This is a genomic window from Bacteroidia bacterium (assembly GCA_041391665.1).
Taxonomy (GTDB): domain Bacteria; phylum Bacteroidota; class Bacteroidia; order J057; family J057; genus JAGQVA01.
Genome location: JAWKNO010000001.1, coordinates 373,354 through 393,422 on the forward strand (window position 1 = coordinate 373,354; position 20,069 = coordinate 393,422).

16 protein-coding genes and 1 tRNA gene are annotated in these 20,069 nt (G+C 47.2%); 8 read left to right on the forward strand and 9 right to left on the reverse strand.

The genetic code is table 11. From position 1 onward, the window contains the following. Positions 1–164: 164 nt before the first annotated feature. The 6 genes from R3D00_01490 to R3D00_01515 form a co-directional block, all read right to left on the reverse strand. Positions 165–1,115, reverse strand: coding sequence for an ATP-grasp domain-containing protein (locus R3D00_01490; protein MEZ4771823.1), 951 nt, complete (start codon positions 1,113–1,115; stop codon positions 165–167). Between the two features lie 2 nt (positions 1,116–1,117). Beyond that, on the reverse strand, positions 1,118–2,035 hold the full coding sequence (locus R3D00_01495) for a hypothetical protein (protein ID MEZ4771824.1): 918 nt from the start codon (positions 2,033–2,035) through the stop codon (positions 1,118–1,120). Between the two features lie 23 nt (positions 2,036–2,058). Then, positions 2,059–3,417 (reverse strand): 5-histidylcysteine sulfoxide synthase, encoded by a 1,359-nt coding sequence (ovoA, locus tag R3D00_01500; protein ID MEZ4771825.1) that lies wholly within the window; start codon positions 3,415–3,417, stop codon positions 2,059–2,061. 70 nt (positions 3,418–3,487) lie between these two features. Continuing rightward, positions 3,488–3,724 carry a GIY-YIG nuclease family protein gene (locus tag R3D00_01505; protein ID MEZ4771826.1) on the reverse strand — a complete coding sequence of 79 codons (237 nt, stop codon included), beginning with the start codon at positions 3,722–3,724 and terminating at the stop codon, positions 3,488–3,490. Positions 3,725–3,779: 55 nt separating this feature from the next. Continuing rightward, positions 3,780–3,853, reverse strand: a tRNA-Asn gene (locus R3D00_01510). Positions 3,854–4,224: 371 nt separating this feature from the next. After that, on the reverse strand, positions 4,225–4,599 hold the full coding sequence (locus R3D00_01515; protein ID MEZ4771827.1) for a DoxX family protein: 375 nt from the start codon (positions 4,597–4,599) through the stop codon (positions 4,225–4,227). Positions 4,600–4,839: 240 nt separating this feature from the next. Between R3D00_01515 and R3D00_01520 the strand changes: the two genes are divergently transcribed. Together R3D00_01520 and R3D00_01525 are read left to right on the forward strand one after the other, a co-directional pair. Then, complete coding sequence (locus tag R3D00_01520; protein MEZ4771828.1) at positions 4,840–5,946, forward strand: tail fiber domain-containing protein; 1,107 nt, start codon at positions 4,840–4,842, stop codon at positions 5,944–5,946. A 5-nt stretch (positions 5,947–5,951) separates the two neighbouring features. Beyond that, positions 5,952–6,449, forward strand: coding sequence for a T9SS type A sorting domain-containing protein (locus tag R3D00_01525; protein MEZ4771829.1), 498 nt, complete (start codon positions 5,952–5,954; stop codon positions 6,447–6,449). Positions 6,450–6,453: 4 nt separating this feature from the next. Here the strand turns inward: R3D00_01525 and R3D00_01530 are convergent, their stop codons facing one another. Next, positions 6,454–8,544 carry an alpha-L-fucosidase gene (locus R3D00_01530; GenBank protein ID MEZ4771830.1) on the reverse strand — a complete coding sequence of 697 codons (2,091 nt, stop codon included), beginning with the start codon at positions 8,542–8,544 and terminating at the stop codon, positions 6,454–6,456. Between the two features lie 78 nt (positions 8,545–8,622). Between R3D00_01530 and R3D00_01535 the strand changes: the two genes are divergently transcribed. Together R3D00_01535 and R3D00_01540 are read left to right on the forward strand one after the other, a co-directional pair. Then, positions 8,623–8,850, forward strand: coding sequence for a DUF433 domain-containing protein (locus R3D00_01535; protein ID MEZ4771831.1), 228 nt, complete (start codon positions 8,623–8,625; stop codon positions 8,848–8,850). A 2-nt stretch (positions 8,851–8,852) separates the two neighbouring features. Beyond that, the gene (locus tag R3D00_01540; GenBank protein ID MEZ4771832.1) at positions 8,853–9,200 is read left to right on the forward strand and encodes a DUF5615 family PIN-like protein; all 348 of its coding nucleotides are present in this window, start codon (positions 8,853–8,855) and stop codon (positions 9,198–9,200) included. A 482-nt stretch (positions 9,201–9,682) separates the two neighbouring features. Here the strand turns inward: R3D00_01540 and R3D00_01545 are convergent, their stop codons facing one another. Next, positions 9,683–11,266 carry an NFACT RNA binding domain-containing protein gene (locus R3D00_01545; protein MEZ4771833.1) on the reverse strand — a complete coding sequence of 528 codons (1,584 nt, stop codon included), beginning with the start codon at positions 11,264–11,266 and terminating at the stop codon, positions 9,683–9,685. Between the two features lie 51 nt (positions 11,267–11,317). Here R3D00_01545 and tsaB point away from each other — a divergent pair, with 51 nt between their 5' ends. The 4 genes from tsaB to R3D00_01565 all read left to right on the forward strand — a co-directional run bounded on the left by tsaB (position 11,318) and on the right by R3D00_01565 (position 15,813). Continuing rightward, positions 11,318–12,022 (forward strand): tRNA (adenosine(37)-N6)-threonylcarbamoyltransferase complex dimerization subunit type 1 TsaB, encoded by a 705-nt coding sequence (gene tsaB, locus R3D00_01550; protein MEZ4771834.1) that lies wholly within the window; start codon positions 11,318–11,320, stop codon positions 12,020–12,022. A gap of 216 nt (positions 12,023–12,238) precedes the next feature. Beyond that, positions 12,239–14,233 (forward strand): M4 family metallopeptidase, encoded by a 1,995-nt coding sequence (locus tag R3D00_01555; protein MEZ4771835.1) that lies wholly within the window; start codon positions 12,239–12,241, stop codon positions 14,231–14,233. A 3-nt stretch (positions 14,234–14,236) separates the two neighbouring features. Further along, the gene (locus R3D00_01560; protein MEZ4771836.1) at positions 14,237–14,935 is read left to right on the forward strand and encodes a hypothetical protein; all 699 of its coding nucleotides are present in this window, start codon (positions 14,237–14,239) and stop codon (positions 14,933–14,935) included. Positions 14,936–15,024: 89 nt separating this feature from the next. Further along, positions 15,025–15,813, forward strand: coding sequence for a hypothetical protein (locus R3D00_01565; GenBank protein ID MEZ4771837.1), 789 nt, complete (start codon positions 15,025–15,027; stop codon positions 15,811–15,813). A gap of 12 nt (positions 15,814–15,825) precedes the next feature. Here R3D00_01565 and R3D00_01570 read toward each other — a convergent pair whose 3' ends face one another. Continuing rightward, positions 15,826–20,004, reverse strand: a complete 4,179-nt coding sequence (locus R3D00_01570) for a CUB domain-containing protein (protein MEZ4771838.1) — start codon at positions 20,002–20,004, stop codon at positions 15,826–15,828. Between the last annotated feature and the right edge of the window lie 65 nt (positions 20,005–20,069).

Below are 20,069 nucleotides of genomic sequence, written 5' to 3' on the forward strand. Positions count from 1 at the left end.
TGCCCCAAAAACCAGGAAAATCTGCGCATAAGAACCTCATTTCCCTAATCAAATACCCTGCACGATGTATAATACAGAGATGTTCAGAAAACGAAGAGGTTTGTTTTCTGAAAGTGCAGGTAAAGTAAGCATGGTATTTTTATTGAAAATGTATTTTCAAGTCCTCAGTCAATTCCGAATATACTTTTCAAAATCATTCCGGCAATGTCATGGGTTTTTCTTTCTGAAAAAGTATGATGCAGCCATTCCGCCCGCGCATTGATCTCCAGTACACTGGCATGAAAATGCGGATCCTGGGTATAATCAGTGGTCATAATGTCCAGTCCAAAATAGGAGGTGCAGAGGTAGGCAGAGAGCGCATTCACCCAGTCGTTGTAAAATGTATGGATGTCATCGGTAACATCCGTAGCAATTCCCCCCTGAGCCATATTGGAGACAAATTTTAATTGAATCTTTTGATTTTCTTTTGGCACAGCGGGCAGTGAAATTCCTTGCTGGGATAAAATTGTCTCTGTCGCAGAGTCTATGTCCAGTCTGTTCCCGGGGTTTTGCGTTCTCATGACCGCCCTGCGTTTCTCAATTAAAATTTCCAGACTGTCCTTCCCATTACCCAAAACAAAAGCAGGCTGGCGAACACAGGCCGCTGCGATTTTTCCGTCCAGCACCTGAATTCTCAGATCTTCTCCTTCTACTTGCTCTTCCAGCAGGAACCTGGTATTGAGGTATTTGTGTTCCTGATAGTATTTTTTGACTGTTTCCAGATCGCGAATATGGGTAACGATACCGTCGCCATTCGTCCCGTCCAATGGTTTACATACATAGGTTTTCCCATCTCTAAAAAATGCCGCAACCTGCGCTTCGTCAGCCATTTGAAATACAATCGATCTTGGATGAGGAAGATGCAGGGCTTCAAAGGCGAGTTTGGTCAATTGCTTATTATCACAATAATATTGACTGCGCACATTGATCCGGGAAGCGGGCACGCCTTCTACAATGAGTTCAGAAATACCATTGTACTCCAATATCGTTGCAGGCTTTTGCATGAGTTGGCTCAGGTCAATGGTGGTTATCCCCAGAGCCTGTGCTTTTTGGATAAGTTGGACATGCTGGTACATAGTTAAAACAGCATTTTAAAAAACAACTCGGCAACAGGAATATTTAGTTCTTGTACAAAGTCGTAATAAATGCCCGGAGAACAATTAATATCTACTACTTTGTAACCTTCTTCGGTTTTGATAAAATCCAGTCCGTAACAGGTTCCTCCAAGGATTTCTCCAATTTTTATGGCAATCGCTTCAATTTCAGCGGAGGGTTTTACGTAAACCGTTCCCCCTCCAAGGCTGTCTTTGTCGTACACTTTCCATCCGGATATTTTGTCGCTTTTTTTCCGGAAACCATATAAAACTGTGCCATTAAAAACGGTTACTCCTGTCCAGTCATTCAGGTCATTTTTGTAGAATTTTTCCAGATAATAATGTTTCTGCGAATGGTATTCAGCCGTATCTCTGAACTGCTCATAGCTATCTAGTTTTACAATTCCCTGGCCGAATGAGGAGCGCCTGGGCTTGAGCAGATAAGCGTTATTGTCAAATAAAGGTTTTAGTAAATGCAGATTATCAGGACTCACCAGATACAATTCCGGCAGGGGAATCTGGTGCAGCGACAAGGTGCTGAAGGCAAGGAATTTATCCGTAGCCACACTAAAGAAAGAATGGGAATGGTACACTTTCACCGTCAGTTCCAGAACCCGTAAAACTTCCAGGTGGTAGCTGTCACGGCTTCTGTCTATCATTCCGATCCATACAAAATGATCCAAATCGCTCAAACAAAATTCGCCGATATATACCTTGTGATTTTTGATGATCGCATTTCTGAAATCAAGATTTTCAAAATATTCGACCTCTTTTTCGTCCAGATATTTCAGAAAAAGCTGGTAGATCTGCGCATCTATATGAGCGGGCTTTCCCAGTGTAATGGGTTGGTGTAAACTGGTCCGGGGAGGAATCCACAAACCAACACGTAGTTTTTTTTGCATAGGGGAAAATAAATATCCTCCGACTAATCGATGTCTTTGACTAACCGGAATCCGGCGTGTTGAAAAAAGTGTCTTCTAAACCAAAGGCGATAGTATTTGGAAGCGCCGGTTCCGGTAGTTGCCCATGAGCCTCCCGCCATCATACTATGTTGGTGATCCATATACGGCTCGGAGAAATCTTCGTACCATGGATGAATTCTGAAACCGGGCAGGGGATAAAAATCGTCCTTCAGCCAGTCCCACACATTTCCATAAATATCGTGAAAGCCGTGGGGAGTGGTACTGTTTTTCATAAATCCGACCGGCGTAGGCGAGCCATAGGCAAAATTCAGATTGTGGTGATCGGAGAATAATGGATCATCTTCGCTGCGTTTGCCTTCTCTCGCAATGTGTAAAAACTCTGCTTCAGTCAGCAGGCGAGATCCGTCATGTTTCCATGTGCAATAGGCGTGGGCCTCATGCGCATTGACTTCAACCGGCCAGTCCATGGGCATAGCTATCTCGTCAAACATGGCTCTGTAGCGGAAAGAACCATTTTCCGGAATCCAGAATTTGGGGTGTAAAGTACCTGTGCGATTGAGCCAGTCCCACGCTTCCGCGGTCCAGAACGATTTGGTTTTATAGCCATCTGCCAGTACAAAAGCTTCAAATTCTGCATTGGTGATAAGATTTTGAGTAGCCTCAAATGCTTTTACATTAGTGGTTAGCGCTCCGTATTCATTATCCCAGCCAAAGGTATTCGAATCTTCAGGCTTTCCGATATGAACCTCCCCGCCTGGCATTGTGATCCATTGAGTCGAAGGAGGCATTCCCAGGGTGGGGGCATACTTCCAGCCAGTCGGGCGTTGTACCAAATCTGCGTCCAGCTGGCGGATCAAAACAGAGGAAGTTTCGAAGTGAATGCGATCGTGTTCCAGTCCCATCAACAAAGCCCAGAGGGGATGATCTTTTGTGATGGGCAAATGGTTCAGATCCGCCTGGTCAATGACCTCGTGAACAATGTTGTATATAACTTTTCGGTAGTCGCGGACTTCCTCTACGGTAGGCCAGTAAGCGGATACTTCCAGGTTATCGGGTAAGTCAGGGTCAACACCTACGGCAAAAAGGTGATCCAGGGTTTTATCCACCCCGTGATCAAGCAGTCCTGCAAGTTTGAGTTTATTGATATAGAAGGCAGCCGTATGACCAAGATAAAAAATCAGCGGATTGCGAAGCGGGTCAGGGCTGGTAAATAAGGTTTTTTCCGATTTTACAGATGAAAACAGCATTTCGTACAGATCCCATGTATTCTCGAAATAAGCTTTTAAGATTTCCCTGCTCGGATGGTCTGTAGTAGGAACATGAAGGCTCCGCAATACTGTTTGTGAGTCAATTTCTTTCATTCTTTAAGAGTTAATTCTACCGGGTAGAATTATGAATGGGTATATCCTGGGAGGACAATTTAGTAATTATTCAAAACTTCACCTTAAGCCATTTTCTTCCCTCACTGCTTTTAAAATATTTTTCCCGTTGTATCGCCTCCCCCCGAGTCGGAAATTCTTCAGAATACACTAACTCCCATGGGCCACGCCCTTTTGTATAAGGGCTAAAACCCGAGTTATGCGCTGCAACGCGCGCAGCTAAATCTTGAGTAGAGCCTTTGTAAAGAAAGCCCGTGGAGAGACTCCTTAAAACGTATGCGTAATACATGGCTGTTTTTTCAAAAAAAACGCCAGACAAGTTTCTTTGTCTGGCGCTGGTGTTGCTCCCCCTCTTGGACTTGAACCAAGGACCTACTGATTAACAGTCAGCCGCTCTAACCAACTGAGCTAAGGAGGAGTATTTTGTAAGAACAATCCTTAACACTTGAACCAGAGGACCTATCTGCCTAAGCAGATCAGCCGCTCTAACCAACTGAGCTAAGGAGGAGTATTTTGTAAGAACAATCCTTAACACTTGAACCAGAGGACCTATCTGCCTAAGCAGATCAGCCGCTCTAACCAACTGAGCTAAGGAGCGCTCTTAAAATGTTTGGCAAAGTAAAGGGGTTAACTTATAAAAAACAATATTTTTTTTAAAAAATATATATCAATCTTACCCTGGCCGGCTTGTTGGTATTAGTGGGTAAGCAGATTTTTGAACTCCCAACAACCGGACAGGGTAATCTATAAACATCCAATCAACAAAGTTCAGGTTTACGGAAGTCTTTATCACGCTCTCTCCTTCGCGCTATTGGCGAGCATAAGCGCGCCGCAGATAATGCAAAGATCTTTTAGTATATCAAACATGGTATGCTGCATCGTAGCCTCGTCTGCCGCATTGACCATCATGGGTATCTTGAGCGTCAGAATGAAAATCAACAGCATTGCCGAGAGGAGCAGGCCGGCCAGATAGTCATATCGTTTAATGATAAAGCTGACACCGGCGGCTATAAATGCTACTCCGGTAAAATATACCCAGAATAATCCTCCGGGAATCGGAACAGCAGCGGCCATTTGTGAGGCTCCTATAAAATGGAAGAGACCAAAAATGATCATGATCGCGGAAAACAGATACTTCGGAACAGTTGTAGTAACAGCTTTCATAATGATGTGATTTGGGTGAGTGGAATGTTATGGTTTTTTGTTTTAAGGACTTTTTGATTATAGATAATATCCTATTATCCATAATAAAAACCATCTCTATACTACGTTGTTTCGAAGTAAAATCCTAGCGATTTTCAGCAACTTGAATTTTATTTCTATTTTCCTGATATTGAATTAGTTTACATGTTTGCTCTCGCGGTATTTAACAAGCCATGATCATCAACACCTAACTATAATCAAATGAGAAAAATTTTATTCTCCGGAGTGGTACTCCTCATGGTTACACTGCTCTTTTCCCACCTCTCTGCTCAAAACAGAGGGATGAGCTATCAGGCAGTTGCTCGTGATGCTGCTGGTGCCCTGATTGCAAATCAGACAGTGAATGTCAGCTTTCTGGTCAGAGAAACTACAATAAACGGAACCATCGTTTATGAAGAATCACATTCCCCTGTGACAAATGGATTTGCTTTATTTAGTGTTGTGATTGGAGAGGGCAACGTAAAAATCGGTGATTTCTCCACCATAAACTGGGGCAATGGAGATCATTTCCTGGAGGTTGAAATCAACGGCGCCTCGGTAGGCGTAACCAAACTTAATGCGGTTCCTTACAGTAAAATTGCCACAGATATGAGCATCGGTCTTCTCAAAGATGTGGATGTGAGTTCTGGACTGGCTGTGGGGAAAATACTGAAATACAACGGTACAGGCTGGGTGCCGCAGGATGATGCAGTCAATCCGCCGGTCTGGCTCAAAAACGGGAATAATATTTACTACAATTCCGGGAGAATCGGCATTGGCACCAGCTCCCCTTCTTATCCCTTGCATCTCACCAAAGATACGATGAGTATCAATGGACTTGAGATTGCCAACCTCGGTTCTGCCAATCTGGGACTCGATGGTGATCTCGTTCCTTATGGCGGAAGCGCACTGGCTTATGATATTGGAAATAATACTTCCACCGAACACTGGGATGATGTAGTCGCTTCCGAATTTATCACTTTTTCGGATGAAAGACTGAAAAACAGTATTTCCGAACTGAAAGTCGGTCTGCGTGAAATTCTGGCCCTCCGGCCTGTTCAGTACAGATACAATCGCAATATTGATGTTGACAACAGACTGCGGTTTGGCCTGCTGGCTCAGGAAGTCGAAACGGTTATTCCCAATGTTGTCATCAATGAGGATGTGGATGTTGACCCGGAAACCGGTGATATTATCAGAAAACAGGCCGAATACAAAGCCATGAATTATGTCGATCTGGTGCCTGTACTGATTCAGGCAATTCAGGATCAGCAGGAGTATATCCGCACGCTGGAAAAAAGAATTGAAAAACTGGAAAATGAAAAATAGGGATAATGAAAAATTTAGCTATCATCGTCTTGTCCCTGTTTTACCAAAATCTTCAGGGACAAAGCCTGGATCGGTTTGTGATTGGCACTACGGGCGCTTTTGGAACGAATATTTCCCATCAGATTGAATATACGGTCGGAGAATTGATTACCCCCACCATTACCAATAGTGCCGTAATCTTAAATCAGGGATTCCATCAGTCCAACCCGCCGTACAATACGGGCATTGATCCCGGTACAAGTGGGATCAGTTATGTACTTTATCCCAATCCCACAGGAGAAACTGCTTTTCTTGAACTGGAAAGTGCTGAAAACATACAGCTTCGCCTGGAGCTTTGGGATAGCAATGGAAGGATGATTCCGCTGAAACCGGTGATTCAGCCGTTTTCCGGGAAAAAACAGATTGAACTGGATTTAACCACATTCTCCTCCGGGCTTTACCTTTTGCGGATCAGCGATCAGGAAGGGAAATTGGTTAAAACCCTGAAACTGGAAAAACAATAGAAAATCAGGGATTGGTTTTCACCCCAATCTCTGCCACGGCCATTGTCGGATCATCTTCTGCCGCTGCCAGAGACCGGAATTTTACAAATCGCGCCTGTTTAGCTTCAAAATTCACCTCCTGTAAAATCGGGTTGTTTTTGATATTGCTAAACTCACCTTCGGCGACTGGTTTGCTCCAGTTTTTGCCGTCTGTGCTCAGGTACCATTCGTATTTTGTTACCACCCCGGCAATCCATCGGTCTTGCATAGGAAGGTATGTCGCTCCTGTGATTGTGTAGGCTTCGCCCAGGTCAATGACCACTTCCTGTGGCTGTTTTTGACTTTTTTCGCTGCTCCACCAGCTAGCCGGGCTGTCATCAATCATTTTTTCTGCGGTGGAAATATCTCCACTGCTGACCGAGACAACCTTCCAGTTTGATTTTGCTATGTCCATCCTCACACTGGAAACTGCGCTTGATTTTTTCGATCCGGGATCATATGCAATCGCTTTCAGTTCGGTCGGAGATGTCAGGGAAAATGGGGCCGAATAACGAACTGAAGATGGAGTAGGGGCAGTGCCGTCAAGGGTATAATACACTTCGGTCTCTGCTTCGGGAACTTTCAGGGTTATCATTCCTGCTTTGTCGCGGCTGATTTCTGGTTCGACGAGCAATTGTGGTGCGTGGTAGATTCCGACGTTGGATATGAGCGGACAGGCTTTGGCTGAGACGATCGTTATCCGAACGTGTGTGGCGAGGGTATTGGGCAAACGCAGAATGCGCTTATATCCGATGGTGGTCTGATTTGCCAGGGTTTTCCATTCACCACCTTCTTTTGCATCCACGGTAAAGGAATCTACCCGCTGTCCGAGCCGGATATATTCCTGCAACACTACCCGGTTAAATTCGGTCTCACCTCCAAGGTCAATCGTCAGGGAAGCCGAGGTTACGCCGTCGTCGGTTGTCCAGTAGGTTTCTGTATTGGCGTCGGTAATATTATTGCCGCCAAACTTACTGCTGCCACCTCTGGCTGTGGATGTTTCCACTTTTTTTCCTTTGGCGAGGTCTGTGGCAAAATCTCTGCGAATGACATCCGCAAGTTCTATGATCCGCGCCGAATCGGCGGGGTGAATCAGCCCCCGTTGGTCAACGGGGAAGTTGAGCAGCAAAAGTCCGTTACGTCCCACTGAGTGGTAATAAATATCCACCATTTCGGTGAGCGGGCGCACTTTGTGGTCTTCGTAAGGGTGATAGTACCAGCCCGGACGAATGGATACGTCACACTCTGCCGGAACCCAATGCGTACCGTCTTCATGGCCTGACCGTAATTCCTGATAATGAGGATAACCCGGCCATACTTCATCGCGGCGCAGGATGGACCAGTTGGTCTCGTTTGCCCACCCTTCTTCATTTCCTACCCAGCGCACACCGGGGCCGCCATCGCTGAATATGAGCGCATTAGGCATGAGTGAATCCACGATGGCGTAGTTGGTGGGCCAGTCGTAATAGGTTTTGCGATCGACTTTCCGGTCTTCATTGGCGCCGCCATAATATCCGTCGCCGCCATTGGCGCCGTCAAACCACACTTCAAATACGTCGCCGTAATCGGTCAGAAGTTCGCGGAGCTGTCCGCGGAAGGCGGTGATATATTTGTCTGTACCGTAGTCAGCATGGTTGCGGTCCCAGGGAGAGAGGTAGAGGCCGAGTTTGAGATTGTATTCGCGGCAGGCGTCGGCGAGTTCGCGCACGACATTGCCCTGTCCGTTTTTCCAGGGGGAGTTTTTGACTGAGTGTTCGGTATAGGCGGTAGGCCAGAGGCAGAAGCCGTCGTGGTGTTTGGCAGTGAGAATAATCCCCTTCATGCCCGCGGCTTTGGCGATGCGGGCCCACTGGCGGCAGTCGAGTTGGGAGGGGTTAAACCGCGAAGGCGGTTCGTCGCCGTATCCCCACTCCATATTGGTGAAGGTGTTCATGTTGAAATGGACAAACATATTCATCTCCATCGCCTGCCAGGCGAGGTGAGCCTCAGAGGGAAGCGGGCCGTAGGGCGCCGGAGCGGAGGTATTTTCGCAGGAAAACAGCAATCCCGCAGCGAGGAAAAGGGCAAGATATTTCATGCCCTGAATATAGGGGGAAATGTGGAAGTTGCTTGTCTTTGAGGGGAAAATGTTGTTATTTGTAATAAATATACTGGCATGAACTATTTTGATAGAATCGAGTCAAACCCAAAAATCATGTTGGGAAAGCCCGTGATAAAGGGAACCCGAATAACAGTTGAATCTGTGTTGCGTAAAATTGCCGGAGGATATTCGTTCGGAGAAATACTTGAAATGCATCCTCATCTGAATATGGCAGATATACTTGCTGCAGTTGGATATGCCGTGGCCGTTTTAGAGGGAGAAGAAATGTTGAAAAGCGCATAACTATGATCGTTGCAGACGAGGGGTTAAACGCAAATTTTATTTGGGAACTGAGAGATAGTGGATATGAAATAGAATGGATTGGAGAGATTGGTAAGGGTATGGATGATTATAGTGTTATTGAATACGTCCAGGAAAAAAGTGGCGTCCTGATAACAGAAGATAAAGATTTCGGTGAATGGGTCTTTTCTCATCATATTTCTGGTCTGACGATAATTTTTTTGCGGTATGAGAAAGCTGACTTTCCTGTAATTCTGAATTTTTTAAAAGTCGCACTTAAAGAAATCGAGAATGCACATGAAAATGAGTTTATAACAATCAATCGAAATAAAATCAGGAAAAGGAAAATATAACGAGATTCCCGCCCCGGCTCGAAAAGATCCCTTCCTCCCCATATTCCGGAGAATTCTATTCTAAAATATCGTTTTCGTTTGCCGAACGGTTTATACTATATTCCTCTACAATTTTCTTTGCGTCTCATATGTTTGCAACTTAATGAAACTGGTCTTCGATCTGAGATGATAGGGTTCACGCAAAGTCCGCAAAGGAATCGCAAAGTAACGCAAAGGGTATTGTGAATTCCGCGTTACTTCCTGTCTGGTCTTGCAGATGCATGGTACTCTGCATCCTCTGCGCCTTTGCGAGAGAGCCTATTTTCGGGAAGTACTTTATTCTTAGTAATCTGCAGTTGAAAACTGAGCCAAAATGCAAATGAAAAGTGAGCCACTTGCGACGGGTAAAAAAGTGTAAAAAATTATAGATTTAAAAGTTTTTGGGTTTCTTTAACCCTCAATAGGATGGTTAGATGCTTCAAATCTTAATTTTCCCATTCCCCTCACTCCCTTACCGGCTCAACCATAATCACATCTTCCCGATCTACCGCGACCATGCCTGGCGGGTCTCCCTTACGTTTTCGGATGTACTTTCTTGTAGTGTACTGTACGGGTACCAATGAGTCGTTTTTCCGTTTGGAGTAGAATGCCGCGAGCTGCGCAGCGTACTCCAGCACGCTGGGTGGAATCGGCTTTCCCGCCCGTTGGCGGATGATGACGTGAGATCCCGGTACGTCCCGGGCGTGTAGCCACAGGTCGTCGCGGGAGGCAAACTTAAAACTCAACTCATCGTTATTTTTCCCGTCCTTGCCTACAAATATGTCAAACCCCTCGCGGTGATAGGTGCGAAATGGATATTTTTTTTCATTGTTTCCTTCCTCCCCGGCTTTCTCTCTGGAAAACTGCTTGAGCAATTTAAGTTCCTCGTAGTCAAACCCTTTCTCCGTAAAACTTAAATCATCCGGAGAAGGTACTTTGAGGAAAACTTCAAGTGCTTCCTCTGCCGCAAGGTATTTGCCCTCTATGTCTTCGAGTTCGCCTTTGAGATAGGTGAGTTTGCCTTTGCGCTGTTTGTGTTTCTGGTAGTACTTCTGTGCGTTTTCCTGTGGTGAGAGGGTCGGGTCGAGTTTGATTTTGATCGTTCCGCCCAAATAAAAATCTTCCAGTTCAGCTTCTTTCACATGGGGCGGAATGGCGTGAAGACTGGCCATGAGGATGTGCCCGATCTCTTCGGGATTCCGGTCTTCTTCGAGCTGGCTGATATTGGTCTGGTAGGAGGAATATACTTTTCTGTACTTTTCAGCCGGTTTGCGGAGTTCCTTTTCGACCTCGTTGTACCGCGAGCGGTAGGAGGTAAACTGAAACTGCGACCGGAGAAATAACTGCAATGCTTCCGAAATTCCCTTGACCATCACATCCCCCGAATCGGCTGCGGGCAAAAGGAGAAATTTTATGTTTGTTTGCAGTTTGCGAATAGCGAATATTTCCTTTTCCGCATCAGTAACTATTTGATTATAAGCTTTTTCAAAGCTGATCCCTGACTTAATCAGTTCAGTGGCTTTTCGGGCAAATTGTTTCTCCATTACCGGGGAAATTTTTCGCAATGCCTGCAAAACCAGGTCTTCATCTGCGGGTACTTCCTGGCGTATGGCGGCTTCGTCAAACAACCCCGGGGTTTCGGTATAATCAAAATCTTCCTCCTTCTGGTTGTTAAACAGGCGGATAACCTGACCCTCAAGGCGAAGCATGACATTGGCTGCCGAACCATGCATTTTTAATACGAGGTCGTATTGGTTTTCCAGTTCGAGGATCAAAACGCGCTCCCACGGTACCACCCGGCTGCCGGTAAAAGCAAGGCCTCTGATCTCGGGGAAAAGTTCGACTACGTTTTTTCGGGAGCGGGAAAATTCTTCTGAAGGAATGATATACGTAAGCGGCGTATGGCAGCCAATGCGGAGAAATACTTTAGCCATTTCCACAACCAGTTCGTTGCGGTTTTGGGAAAAACAATCGTCAACAATTTCACCCCGGTGAAAGTCATTGAGATATTTGCTGAGGTGGCGGAGGGTGAAGTAGTGGAAATGCATGTACAAATATCTATTTTTTTGCGTCTGTAAAAAAGTATCTACCTTTATCGTATGAAGGAATCCCCGCTAATTCTGGCTTTAGAGACTGCAACGGCGATCGGCTCTGTGGCTGTTTTTTCCGGAGAAAATCTGCTGGGCAGCATGACGATCCGGCGGGAACAGTCGCACGCCAAGCTTCTCACGCCGATGATTCAGTCGCTCCTTGCGCATTTGGAAATTGCGCCCGCGGACTTGGACGCCATCGGCGTCGCTAAGGGCCCGGGTTCTTATACGGGCCTCCGCGTAGGTGTATCTACTGCCAAGGGGCTGTGTATGGCGGTGGACAAACCGCTGCTCAGCACTGGCAGCCTTGATGCCCTGGCAGGGCAGGTAACGGGCCTTGCGGCCAGCCTTGACGCATGGATATGCCCCATGATCGATGCCCGACGAATGGAGGTATATTGCGCTTTTTTCGATTCGCAAATGGAGATGGTGTCGCCTGTGGAGGCCAAAATCGTGGAGCCCGGTGTTTTTTCAGAAATACTTTCTACCCGTAAGGTCATATTCGTCGGCGATGGCGCTGAAAAATGCCGGGAAATTCTCTCCGTTTCTCCCAATGCCTTGATTTTGCCCGACATCCTTTCCAGTGCCACGGGTATGGGCCAATCGCTTTTCCGGCAGTTTGAGGCAGGGACATTCGAAGATCTTGTCACCTTCGAGCCATTTTATCTCAAGGAATTTCGGGCGACGAAACCGAAGAATTTGTTGGGGATGTAGTACTGCTGACCAGAACCCGAAAAAATATTCAAGTTTGGGAAAATCTAAAAATTGCAGGGAAATATTTTGGCATTTCATTTTTTTTTTTTTGTAGGTTGGGTCTCACGCACGATGGATAACTCAATATAAGCCATCCCCTTTGCCGTTTTTTTTCTTCTTTATCAGCCATAGCTGATGAAGCGGGAAATCTATACCTCAACCTGACCTACACCTGCGATGAAAACAACGATTTCCTTTTTTGTGACGATTTTGATTTGTATTTTAGGCTTCCTAAGCATGACGCCTGTGCAAGCACAGATCACGCCCGAACTAGACTCTCTTCTGCGCCTGTACATAGCCAGCTATGACTCGGCAGGTCTGGTGTACTTTTATCCGGAGACACTTGTACCGGGCCAGCCTTACGTCATGTATCAAGTTTATCAGAGTGATACCCTTCACAAGCTCTTGCTCAAAAAACAGTGGGTCGATCCGAATCTGGAGATGACCCATTACCGCTATCAGGAGACTTTTCGGAACTTGCGGGTCGAGGCGGCAGAGTACAGCGAGCATGCTCAAAACGGCTACCTCGTCTTTGCCAATGGCAAAGGAGTCTTTTTTGATGCGGATAGAGGATATCAACCTCAGGTAGAAGAAGAAGAATCACTGGGTTTGGTGCTCGAAACGATGGGCGACTTTGAATTGGCCTGGGAAAATGATGCATGGGAAGAAGACCTGAAAGAGGATCTACAGGATCCCATCGCAACCTATTATCCCGATGGAGAACTAATGTGGGCCTTGTTGGATTACAAAAATCTGAGCTGGCAGATTCCCAGTTCGAAGTATCGGCTGGCGTGGCGCTTTGAGATATTGAGCCTGAGTCCGTCGTTTCACAAGGCGTACTATGTGGACGCTTACACGGGCGCGGTGTTCCGGGAAGAAGAGCTTCGGCACAGCGATGGGCCAGCCAATCTTCTGAGCCAAGGGACACAGACGATTGACACCCGCTGGCAAGGAGGCATTGGATCGGGACATATTCTTTGGGCCAACGGTAACAACCGGGATATTCACACCAAATATGAAAGTATCTGGCCTTGGGGGCTACGCTCTGAGATTAAAGATGATGACGACAACTGGGCCAACGATGAGCAGGAAGGGACCACTGCGCACTGGATGACTTCTCAAAGCTGGGATTTCTTTGCAGGTGCTCCGTACAACCGAAATGGAATCGACGGAAACGGAGGCGAACTTAGGGTAGAAGCAAATTCGAGTGAACCGAATGCTTACTACAGCCAAGATGGAAATCGAGATTATCTCACATTTGGTAATATAGGAGATAACTATCTCGCTGTCATAGACGTTGCAGGGCATGAGTATACCCATGGGGTGGACCAGTACACAGCAGCTTTGGTGTATCAAGACGAATCGGGAGCATTAGACGAGTCATTTGCCGATATTTTCGGGTTCATGGTAGAGCGATTTACCGAGGGTGCCGTAAATGACTGGCTGCTTGGCGAGGAAACCCCGGTCAATCTGATTCTTCCCAGATCTTTAGAAGACCCTAACACAGAAGGGAATCATTTCCCTGACCCATTGGATTGTGTGACGATTGCTTCGGGACAACCAGACACTTACGAAGGTGCTTTCTGGCATGATGGTGATTGCGATTTTGGTAGGGTACATACCAATGGCGGGGTGCAAAACTTTTGGTTTCACTTGCTGGCTGACGGAGGCACGGGCACCAATGACAATGGAGATTCCTACAACATACAAGGCATCGGCATAGATGACGCGGCCCTGATTGCTTTTTGGAACCATACCAATATTCTACAATCAGGCTCTCAGTATGCTGATGCGCGGGCGGGGGCGATTGCAGCGGCTACGCAGTTATTCGGAGCTTGCTCCAATCAGGAGATTCAGACCACCAATGCCTGGGCTGCGGTAGGTGTTGGCGCGCCGAGCACCTGCGCAGTTACCCATCTAACCGTAACCCAGCCGAATCCCGCTATCCGTCTCTACCCCAATCCGGCGAGTGAATCCACTACCTTGTCATTCCCGGATGCTCGGACACGCTCCATCGAGCTTTTTCACTTGGATGGGACGCTCCTTTACACTATAGGGGCGCATCAGGGCCAGGAGCTAGAGATCAACATCACGGGATTGGTCCCCGGCGTGTACATGTTACGGGTTCGGGAATCGGGTGAAGTACATTCTATCAAACTCATTAAACACTAGGTTATGCGTGTGTTTACCTATTTGGCTATCCTGGTATGGGTGGGGCTACCAACCACTTCTTGGGGACAGAAGCAGTCTGCTGCCCGTTCGAAGAATAGCATTGAGATGTTTTTCCCTGTGAGCCATTTTTTTGACGAGACAACTACTAATTGGGTCATTCTTGCTCCTTACAAGAAGAATGTTCGAGAACCAGACGGAAGCTATTCAAGAGAGGATGTATATATTCTGCCACCAACACTTGGCCTTTCGTATATTCGTTTATTAGGTCTCAAGTCTAGTATTAACATCTCAGGAACTGCCTACATGATGCAATATATCAACGATAACCGAGTTCCGGGCGAGACTATGAGACGCGAGTATGGGTTGATTTCTGCGGGCTATCTCTACAAGGTCATAGCTCATCAACAAATTAGCTTATACTCCTATGGAGCTGTAAACTATCGTTTTGGTTATGAACGAATCCATATTTATTACCCTTACCCTTGGGAAGCCAGAGTAGAAGGCCTTCTCCTTCGAGATTGGGGCCTCTCCGCAGGTTTAAGAGCCACTTACGACCTTCCTTGGCACTTCCTGTTATCCGGCGAGGCTAAATACACGCAGTTTGTGTATTTGCATGATGAAGGCGTGGACTTCTTTGGCGATCACGAAGACCCAACCCCCCATGACCTGACGGTGAAAATTGGACTGGGGTATCGGTTCTGAGGGGCGTGTAGAAGGTGAAAATATCCATAACACAGTGGAGCCGCGTGTCCTGATTGCAACGAGGTAGCGTCTCCAGTCACACTATTGCCATGATGAAACAAAAGCTATTTATTCTGCTAATGCTGACCATTCTCGGAGGAAATCCGTTGATCGGTCAACCTTTTTCCTCCTCCCCCCGTCTTTCCCTCAGCCTCGCTTTTCAGGAGCACGACCGTCGGCTGTTTGGCTTGCCACCAGGTCTCTCAAGAGATATTCTTTCCAACGAAAACAATCTGGGTACCTGGCAGTATGCGTTGGGAATCTATAAACCCATTCTGACCGCGCCTCACTTTTCCCTCGAAGCGGGGTTATGGCTCACCCGTGAAGTGAATACCTTTTCCCGGCCACTTAATAATCAGTATCTGACAAGTGACCTTACCTTGATCCTTCGTATGGTACAAAGGTACCGAATAGACCAGATCGGAATTCCGGTGAACTTGCGGCTGAAGCTGTTTGACCTAGGCTCATCGGCGCGGGTATATGCCCAGGGGCAGGCCCTGCCTGCTTTTCACTATCGCAAGGGAGCCAATCATCTTCGAATCCTGAGCAAATGGGTAGCTGATTTTTATTCACTGGAAGTCAATACGGGGCTGGGGGTAGCGTGGAAAAACTGGGATGTCGCCCTCAGCTACCGCGCCTGGCAGGTCAAACAGATAGATACGGTTTTATTTTATGCATCCTTATTTCCCCCCCACCTGTACGACGAAGTACCGACCGGCACGGAAAACTACAACCCATTCAAACTCTGGCTGACAGTGGGGTACGCCCTGACACCGGAGTCGGAGGCCCGGCAGTTTTTCCGCCGGAGGCGGGAAAAAAGGGCTTCCCGTAGGGAGTAATAAGGGCGCCAATTATTTCACCACAATATCCTCTGCCTTTACCTCTCCCCAGCGCCCGCTGCTTTCCATCGGAAGCGTGTAGATTTTTCCCGCTGGTCGCCCGCCGCTGCTCTTGAAGCGCAACATATCATTTTCTGCCTGGCCTACGGTCACCCGTATATTGCGGCCCGGACTCAGTTGATACACCCGCAGGTCGTCAAATTGCACCTTCGAATTGCCCGTACGTAATGAAATGGCATTTCCCGCCCGGTGTGGTGTGCGGTCATCCTGCCACGACAAGACGTTTTGGTTGTTGAGCCATACATCTATTTTCCCGGTTGTGGGGTCAAACAGCACTTTACAGTCGTACCACTCATTGGGAGTAAGGGTGATAAATGAGGCCTTCCGGAACGAAGGAAAGCTATTTTCATCTACCCTGTAAATTTCCACTTTATCGGGCTGGGTTTCATTATTCCGGAACCACACAAAATAAGAATCGCCGCGATTGCTCTTCGTCGCATCACTACAGAAAAAATGCAGGCCAAACCGCCGGTTTTCACCAAGTGATTCGATTTTTGTTCGCCAATGATATAGATAGGCTGTATTGTTTTGCTGGCTGAGCGAAATGTAAATATTGGAGTTGGTGGCGTCTTCATCCATTTGCCGCAACGCGCCATCTTTTACCTGCCATGCGCCGTTGAGTTTTTTCCAGTCGGGATGAGGGCCCGTACCGGGAAATTCATCCAGCAAAAATCCCAATGATCTGTTTGCGTCCCAGATCCTTCCGTCATAGTCGGAGGGGAGATAAAAGGTTTGTCCGCCTGTAGGAATTACGGGTGAATAGGTGAAATCGCCGTTCGCCGAAGACGAGCCTGAGGATGAGGTTCCACCGGAATTTGTTCCACTTTCATCTCCGCTATTGGTCGGAGTCTCGCCGGTGGCAGGCCCGTTGCCAATGCGGGAACTGCCGGTGCCCACTCTTGACCAGCGTATGTTGCGATCCACAACCAAAGAGTTGACGATAAATCCTCCATTTGCAGGCAGATCGTCATTGGCTCCATTGCCAACTTTTACAGGCACAGATTTGTCGCGCTGTTTATAGACCTGTATATCGTCATAGGTGACAATACAGTTTGCACTGCGAAGGGAGATCGCATTTCCAGCGAAAAGCGGATAGGGATCTACCCAGGCACCGATATAGTTGTTGTCGATATAGACTTCAATTCTGCCCTTGACCGGGTTATAAATGACTTTATAGTCATATACCTTGCTGGTCTCAAGCGAAATTTCTTTCATCATTTTACGGTCAAACTGATCATTGACTGTTTTGTAGATTTCCACGTAATCTTTGTCCTCCGTATCCCTGATCCACACAAAGTAAGACGTGCCTCTGTCAGGGTTTTCGGGTTTGCTACAGAAAAAATGAATGCCCGACCGCCGGTTTTCGGACGCACCCGTCATCTTCGCTTTCCAGTGGTAAACGTAGGTGTCTTTATTGGTCTGTTTGAGATCGGCGTATAGGTTGGTATTGCCAAGGGAGACGTTGGTTTGGGTTAATCGCCCATTCACCACCTGCCAGTTACCGGCAACAGATTTCCAGTGGCTGTCAAAACCTCCGTTAAAATCGTCGTAGAAAAATCCGAGGTTGGTATTGGTGTGGAACCCCGAACTGGTCTGATAGGCGATATTATAAAACTGATTGACCAGTCCTCTTCCGCTTCTGTCTTTGTCATCAAATTTTAAGGTGAAATCAGAATTGTAGGAAGCGTTGAGAATCGGGGCTGTTTCGGGTGTGCTGATATGATATTTGATATCAGTCTCAAAGGTGCCGTCATCTGCCGGGAGGGGCGGATTTGTGTTGCCTGTATTTCCGGTGTTACCCGTATTTCCATTATTCCCGGTATTCCCGGAATTGCCTGTATTTCCCGTGTTGCCTGTATTACCGGAGTTACCTGTGTTGCCGGTTCCGGCGGTTGTGCCGCTGTTGTCTCCGCCGATGCTGTTCCACGAAGCCAGCCACCCCGGTGCATTGGTGCGGTTGTCGGAGGTAAATAGAAGGGTAAGTGCATTGCCTGAAGAGGTAATGGTCGGTGGCAGGGTATTGCCTGAATACCTTCCGATTTCAGGAGAATTTACGCCCGGGCCGTCATAGACTACGAGTTCGTCGAGTCCGGCTTCTGTTTCAAAGCTTGAAAACTTCAATTGAACCTTACCACCGTCCGGGGGAATGATTCTGTACATATAATTTTCTCCATTGGCATATCCGGAAAATGAGCCGCCGGAGTCATAAAATCTGCCGCGGTTAAGCCTTACGGTATAGGTCTGCGGGGTACCCTCCCTGCCAATATTGGGAGTAGTAAAACTTTCGCCGATCATGGCCGATGTATCTTTCCCGCACACAGATTGTACCTGCCACTGATACAATCCGTTGGCGCTGATTCCGGTTACTGTAATACTGTTGCTGCTGGTTTTGTAAAGCGCCCATTTATCCTCCAGTTTGCGGCTGAGATACACGAGGTATTCGTCTGCTCCGCCATCCCATCCAAGGGTAACTCCCATGGGGAATATATTGCTGGCGGTAAGCCCTGTCGGATTTGTACAGTCAGCATCCTTTTTTCCGGATTGGTAGGAAATCTGCCAGCCGGTTTTATTTACCTGGCAGTCTGAACGGAATTCCATAAAAACTGCACCACTCAGTGCCGTAAATGCTGGTGGGAGTTTATTTCCGGTAAATCTGCCGATGTATTTTCCGTTGATATTTTCCCCGTCAAAAATATCAATATAGTCATAGGGCTTTTCCGGTGTTCCTTCCAGATCAAAATGGCGAAAACTGACAGATACAGTTGTGGCATCCTTCGGTTTGATCAGGTAGGTGATTCTGTCCTGATCTCCATAGTTACCATTTGCTCCACCAGTATCGTAAATATCCCCCTTCTTATCAGTAAAAGTTACGGGCGCTGGCTCTGGATTGATGAGCCGGTAATATCGATCCCAGTCCCAGAAGGGTCCCGGATCCACATGGTTATTGTCTCTGAAATGTTGATGCCCTTTGACTTTATAGCACGTATTGGTCAGGGTACGGACACCTTTAGTAGGCGGACCACCGAAAGTCTGAAGCATATTGATGCCGTTTCGCTGACAGATATCCCTTACCAGGGCCGCCGAACTTTCATACATCTCATTGGTGTACCAGGCACCGCCGTCGTCAATAAACCCTTCATGTTCGATGCCGATAGACGTTGAATTGTCGGTTTTGACATGAAATGCCCGGTCCTCCTCGCATACCATCTGAGTAATCTGACCGTCGGAAGCCCGAACGATATAGTGTGTGGAAACCCGTGCCGCAGGATTTCTGAACCATGCAATAGCACTGGCATAAGATCCCTGTACAGTATGAATCGTTACATACTGGATTTTTTCCCCTTCGCGGGAGCCGTAATTTTTAGAATCCGCGGCGTTCCATATCGCACCGTTATAATTGGCTTTGTCGCGGGAAGCGGTACAATCAGCTGTACGGGCACCCGGCGCGGTATAAACGGCCCCATCGGAACCACTAACCCTTTCATTGGAAATTCTGATGGAAGGTGCGCTGAGTACACGATAGTTTTCAGCACCAAATACCTTTTGGAAGTCTATCCGGCGGCTGAGTCTGTGTTGTGTATCCGAATGCGGAGACTCCATTTCTTTCAGCACAGAGTAAAATTGCTGGTCGAAGGCAAAAGATTGGGTGGGCGAATTGTCAAACGGAATTTCGCTGAGTTCTGCCAGTACAGGTTCATGCGATTCGACGGAGGTGCGCTGCAATCGCTTGTTTTGCTGTACAGCTGCATAAGCAGCCGCGTATGCAAGAATATTGATTCGCGGACTCTCTATAATATCTCTTTCCGAAAAGCCGGACAACTCAGATACGCGGGTAAGGGTATTGTTGAAATAACCTTTTCCGTCTGCTACCAGCCCCATCACCCCATAATATTCGGGCAAACCCTGACAACTTTCCTCTGTCGGGCGGACGTGGTTCATTCGCGTGTTGGTATAGGCGACAGCCTCCAATACACCACGGGGAATATCGGGGTATTTACTGTAAGCCTCATCAAAGAAAGCGGTATAATCAGGCGACTGGGCCTTTAGGGTGAAGGAAAAAGCGACAACAAAAAGAAACATTAAAGTTGTGCGACAAAAAAGGCGGGAATAAACCGGTTCATGAAGTTTCATGGGCAAGAGGTTTGTGGCTAAGCGTGGACGCGACAATCGCGGGAATCAAAATTAATACATTTCTT

What these genes read in the sequence shown, in the direction of transcription:
- R3D00_01490 (MEZ4771823.1), bottom strand. Translation starts at nt 1,115, where the DNA reads ATGTACCAGCATGTCCAACTTATCCAAAAAGCACAGGCTCTGGGGATA.
- R3D00_01495 (MEZ4771824.1), bottom strand. Translation starts at nt 2,035, where the DNA reads ATGCAAAAAAAACTACGTGTTGGTTTGTGGATTCCTCCCCGGACCAGT.
- ovoA (MEZ4771825.1), bottom strand. Translation starts at nt 3,417, where the DNA reads ATGAAAGAAATTGACTCACAAACAGTATTGCGGAGCCTTCATGTTCCT.
- R3D00_01505 (MEZ4771826.1), bottom strand. Translation starts at nt 3,724, where the DNA reads ATGTATTACGCATACGTTTTAAGGAGTCTCTCCACGGGCTTTCTTTAC.
- R3D00_01515 (MEZ4771827.1), bottom strand. Translation starts at nt 4,599, where the DNA reads ATGAAAGCTGTTACTACAACTGTTCCGAAGTATCTGTTTTCCGCGATC.
- R3D00_01520 (MEZ4771828.1), top strand. Translation starts at nt 4,840, where the DNA reads ATGAGAAAAATTTTATTCTCCGGAGTGGTACTCCTCATGGTTACACTG.
- R3D00_01525 (MEZ4771829.1), top strand. Translation starts at nt 5,952, where the DNA reads ATGAAAAATTTAGCTATCATCGTCTTGTCCCTGTTTTACCAAAATCTT.
- R3D00_01530 (MEZ4771830.1), bottom strand. Translation starts at nt 8,544, where the DNA reads ATGAAATATCTTGCCCTTTTCCTCGCTGCGGGATTGCTGTTTTCCTGC.
- R3D00_01535 (MEZ4771831.1), top strand. Translation starts at nt 8,623, where the DNA reads ATGAACTATTTTGATAGAATCGAGTCAAACCCAAAAATCATGTTGGGA.
- R3D00_01540 (MEZ4771832.1), top strand. Translation starts at nt 8,853, where the DNA reads ATGATCGTTGCAGACGAGGGGTTAAACGCAAATTTTATTTGGGAACTG.
- R3D00_01545 (MEZ4771833.1), bottom strand. Translation starts at nt 11,266, where the DNA reads ATGCATTTCCACTACTTCACCCTCCGCCACCTCAGCAAATATCTCAAT.
- tsaB (MEZ4771834.1), top strand. Translation starts at nt 11,318, where the DNA reads ATGAAGGAATCCCCGCTAATTCTGGCTTTAGAGACTGCAACGGCGATC.
- R3D00_01555 (MEZ4771835.1), top strand. Translation starts at nt 12,239, where the DNA reads ATGAAAACAACGATTTCCTTTTTTGTGACGATTTTGATTTGTATTTTA.
- R3D00_01560 (MEZ4771836.1), top strand. Translation starts at nt 14,237, where the DNA reads ATGCGTGTGTTTACCTATTTGGCTATCCTGGTATGGGTGGGGCTACCA.
- R3D00_01565 (MEZ4771837.1), top strand. Translation starts at nt 15,025, where the DNA reads ATGATGAAACAAAAGCTATTTATTCTGCTAATGCTGACCATTCTCGGA.
- R3D00_01570 (MEZ4771838.1), bottom strand. Translation starts at nt 20,004, where the DNA reads ATGAAACTTCATGAACCGGTTTATTCCCGCCTTTTTTGTCGCACAACT.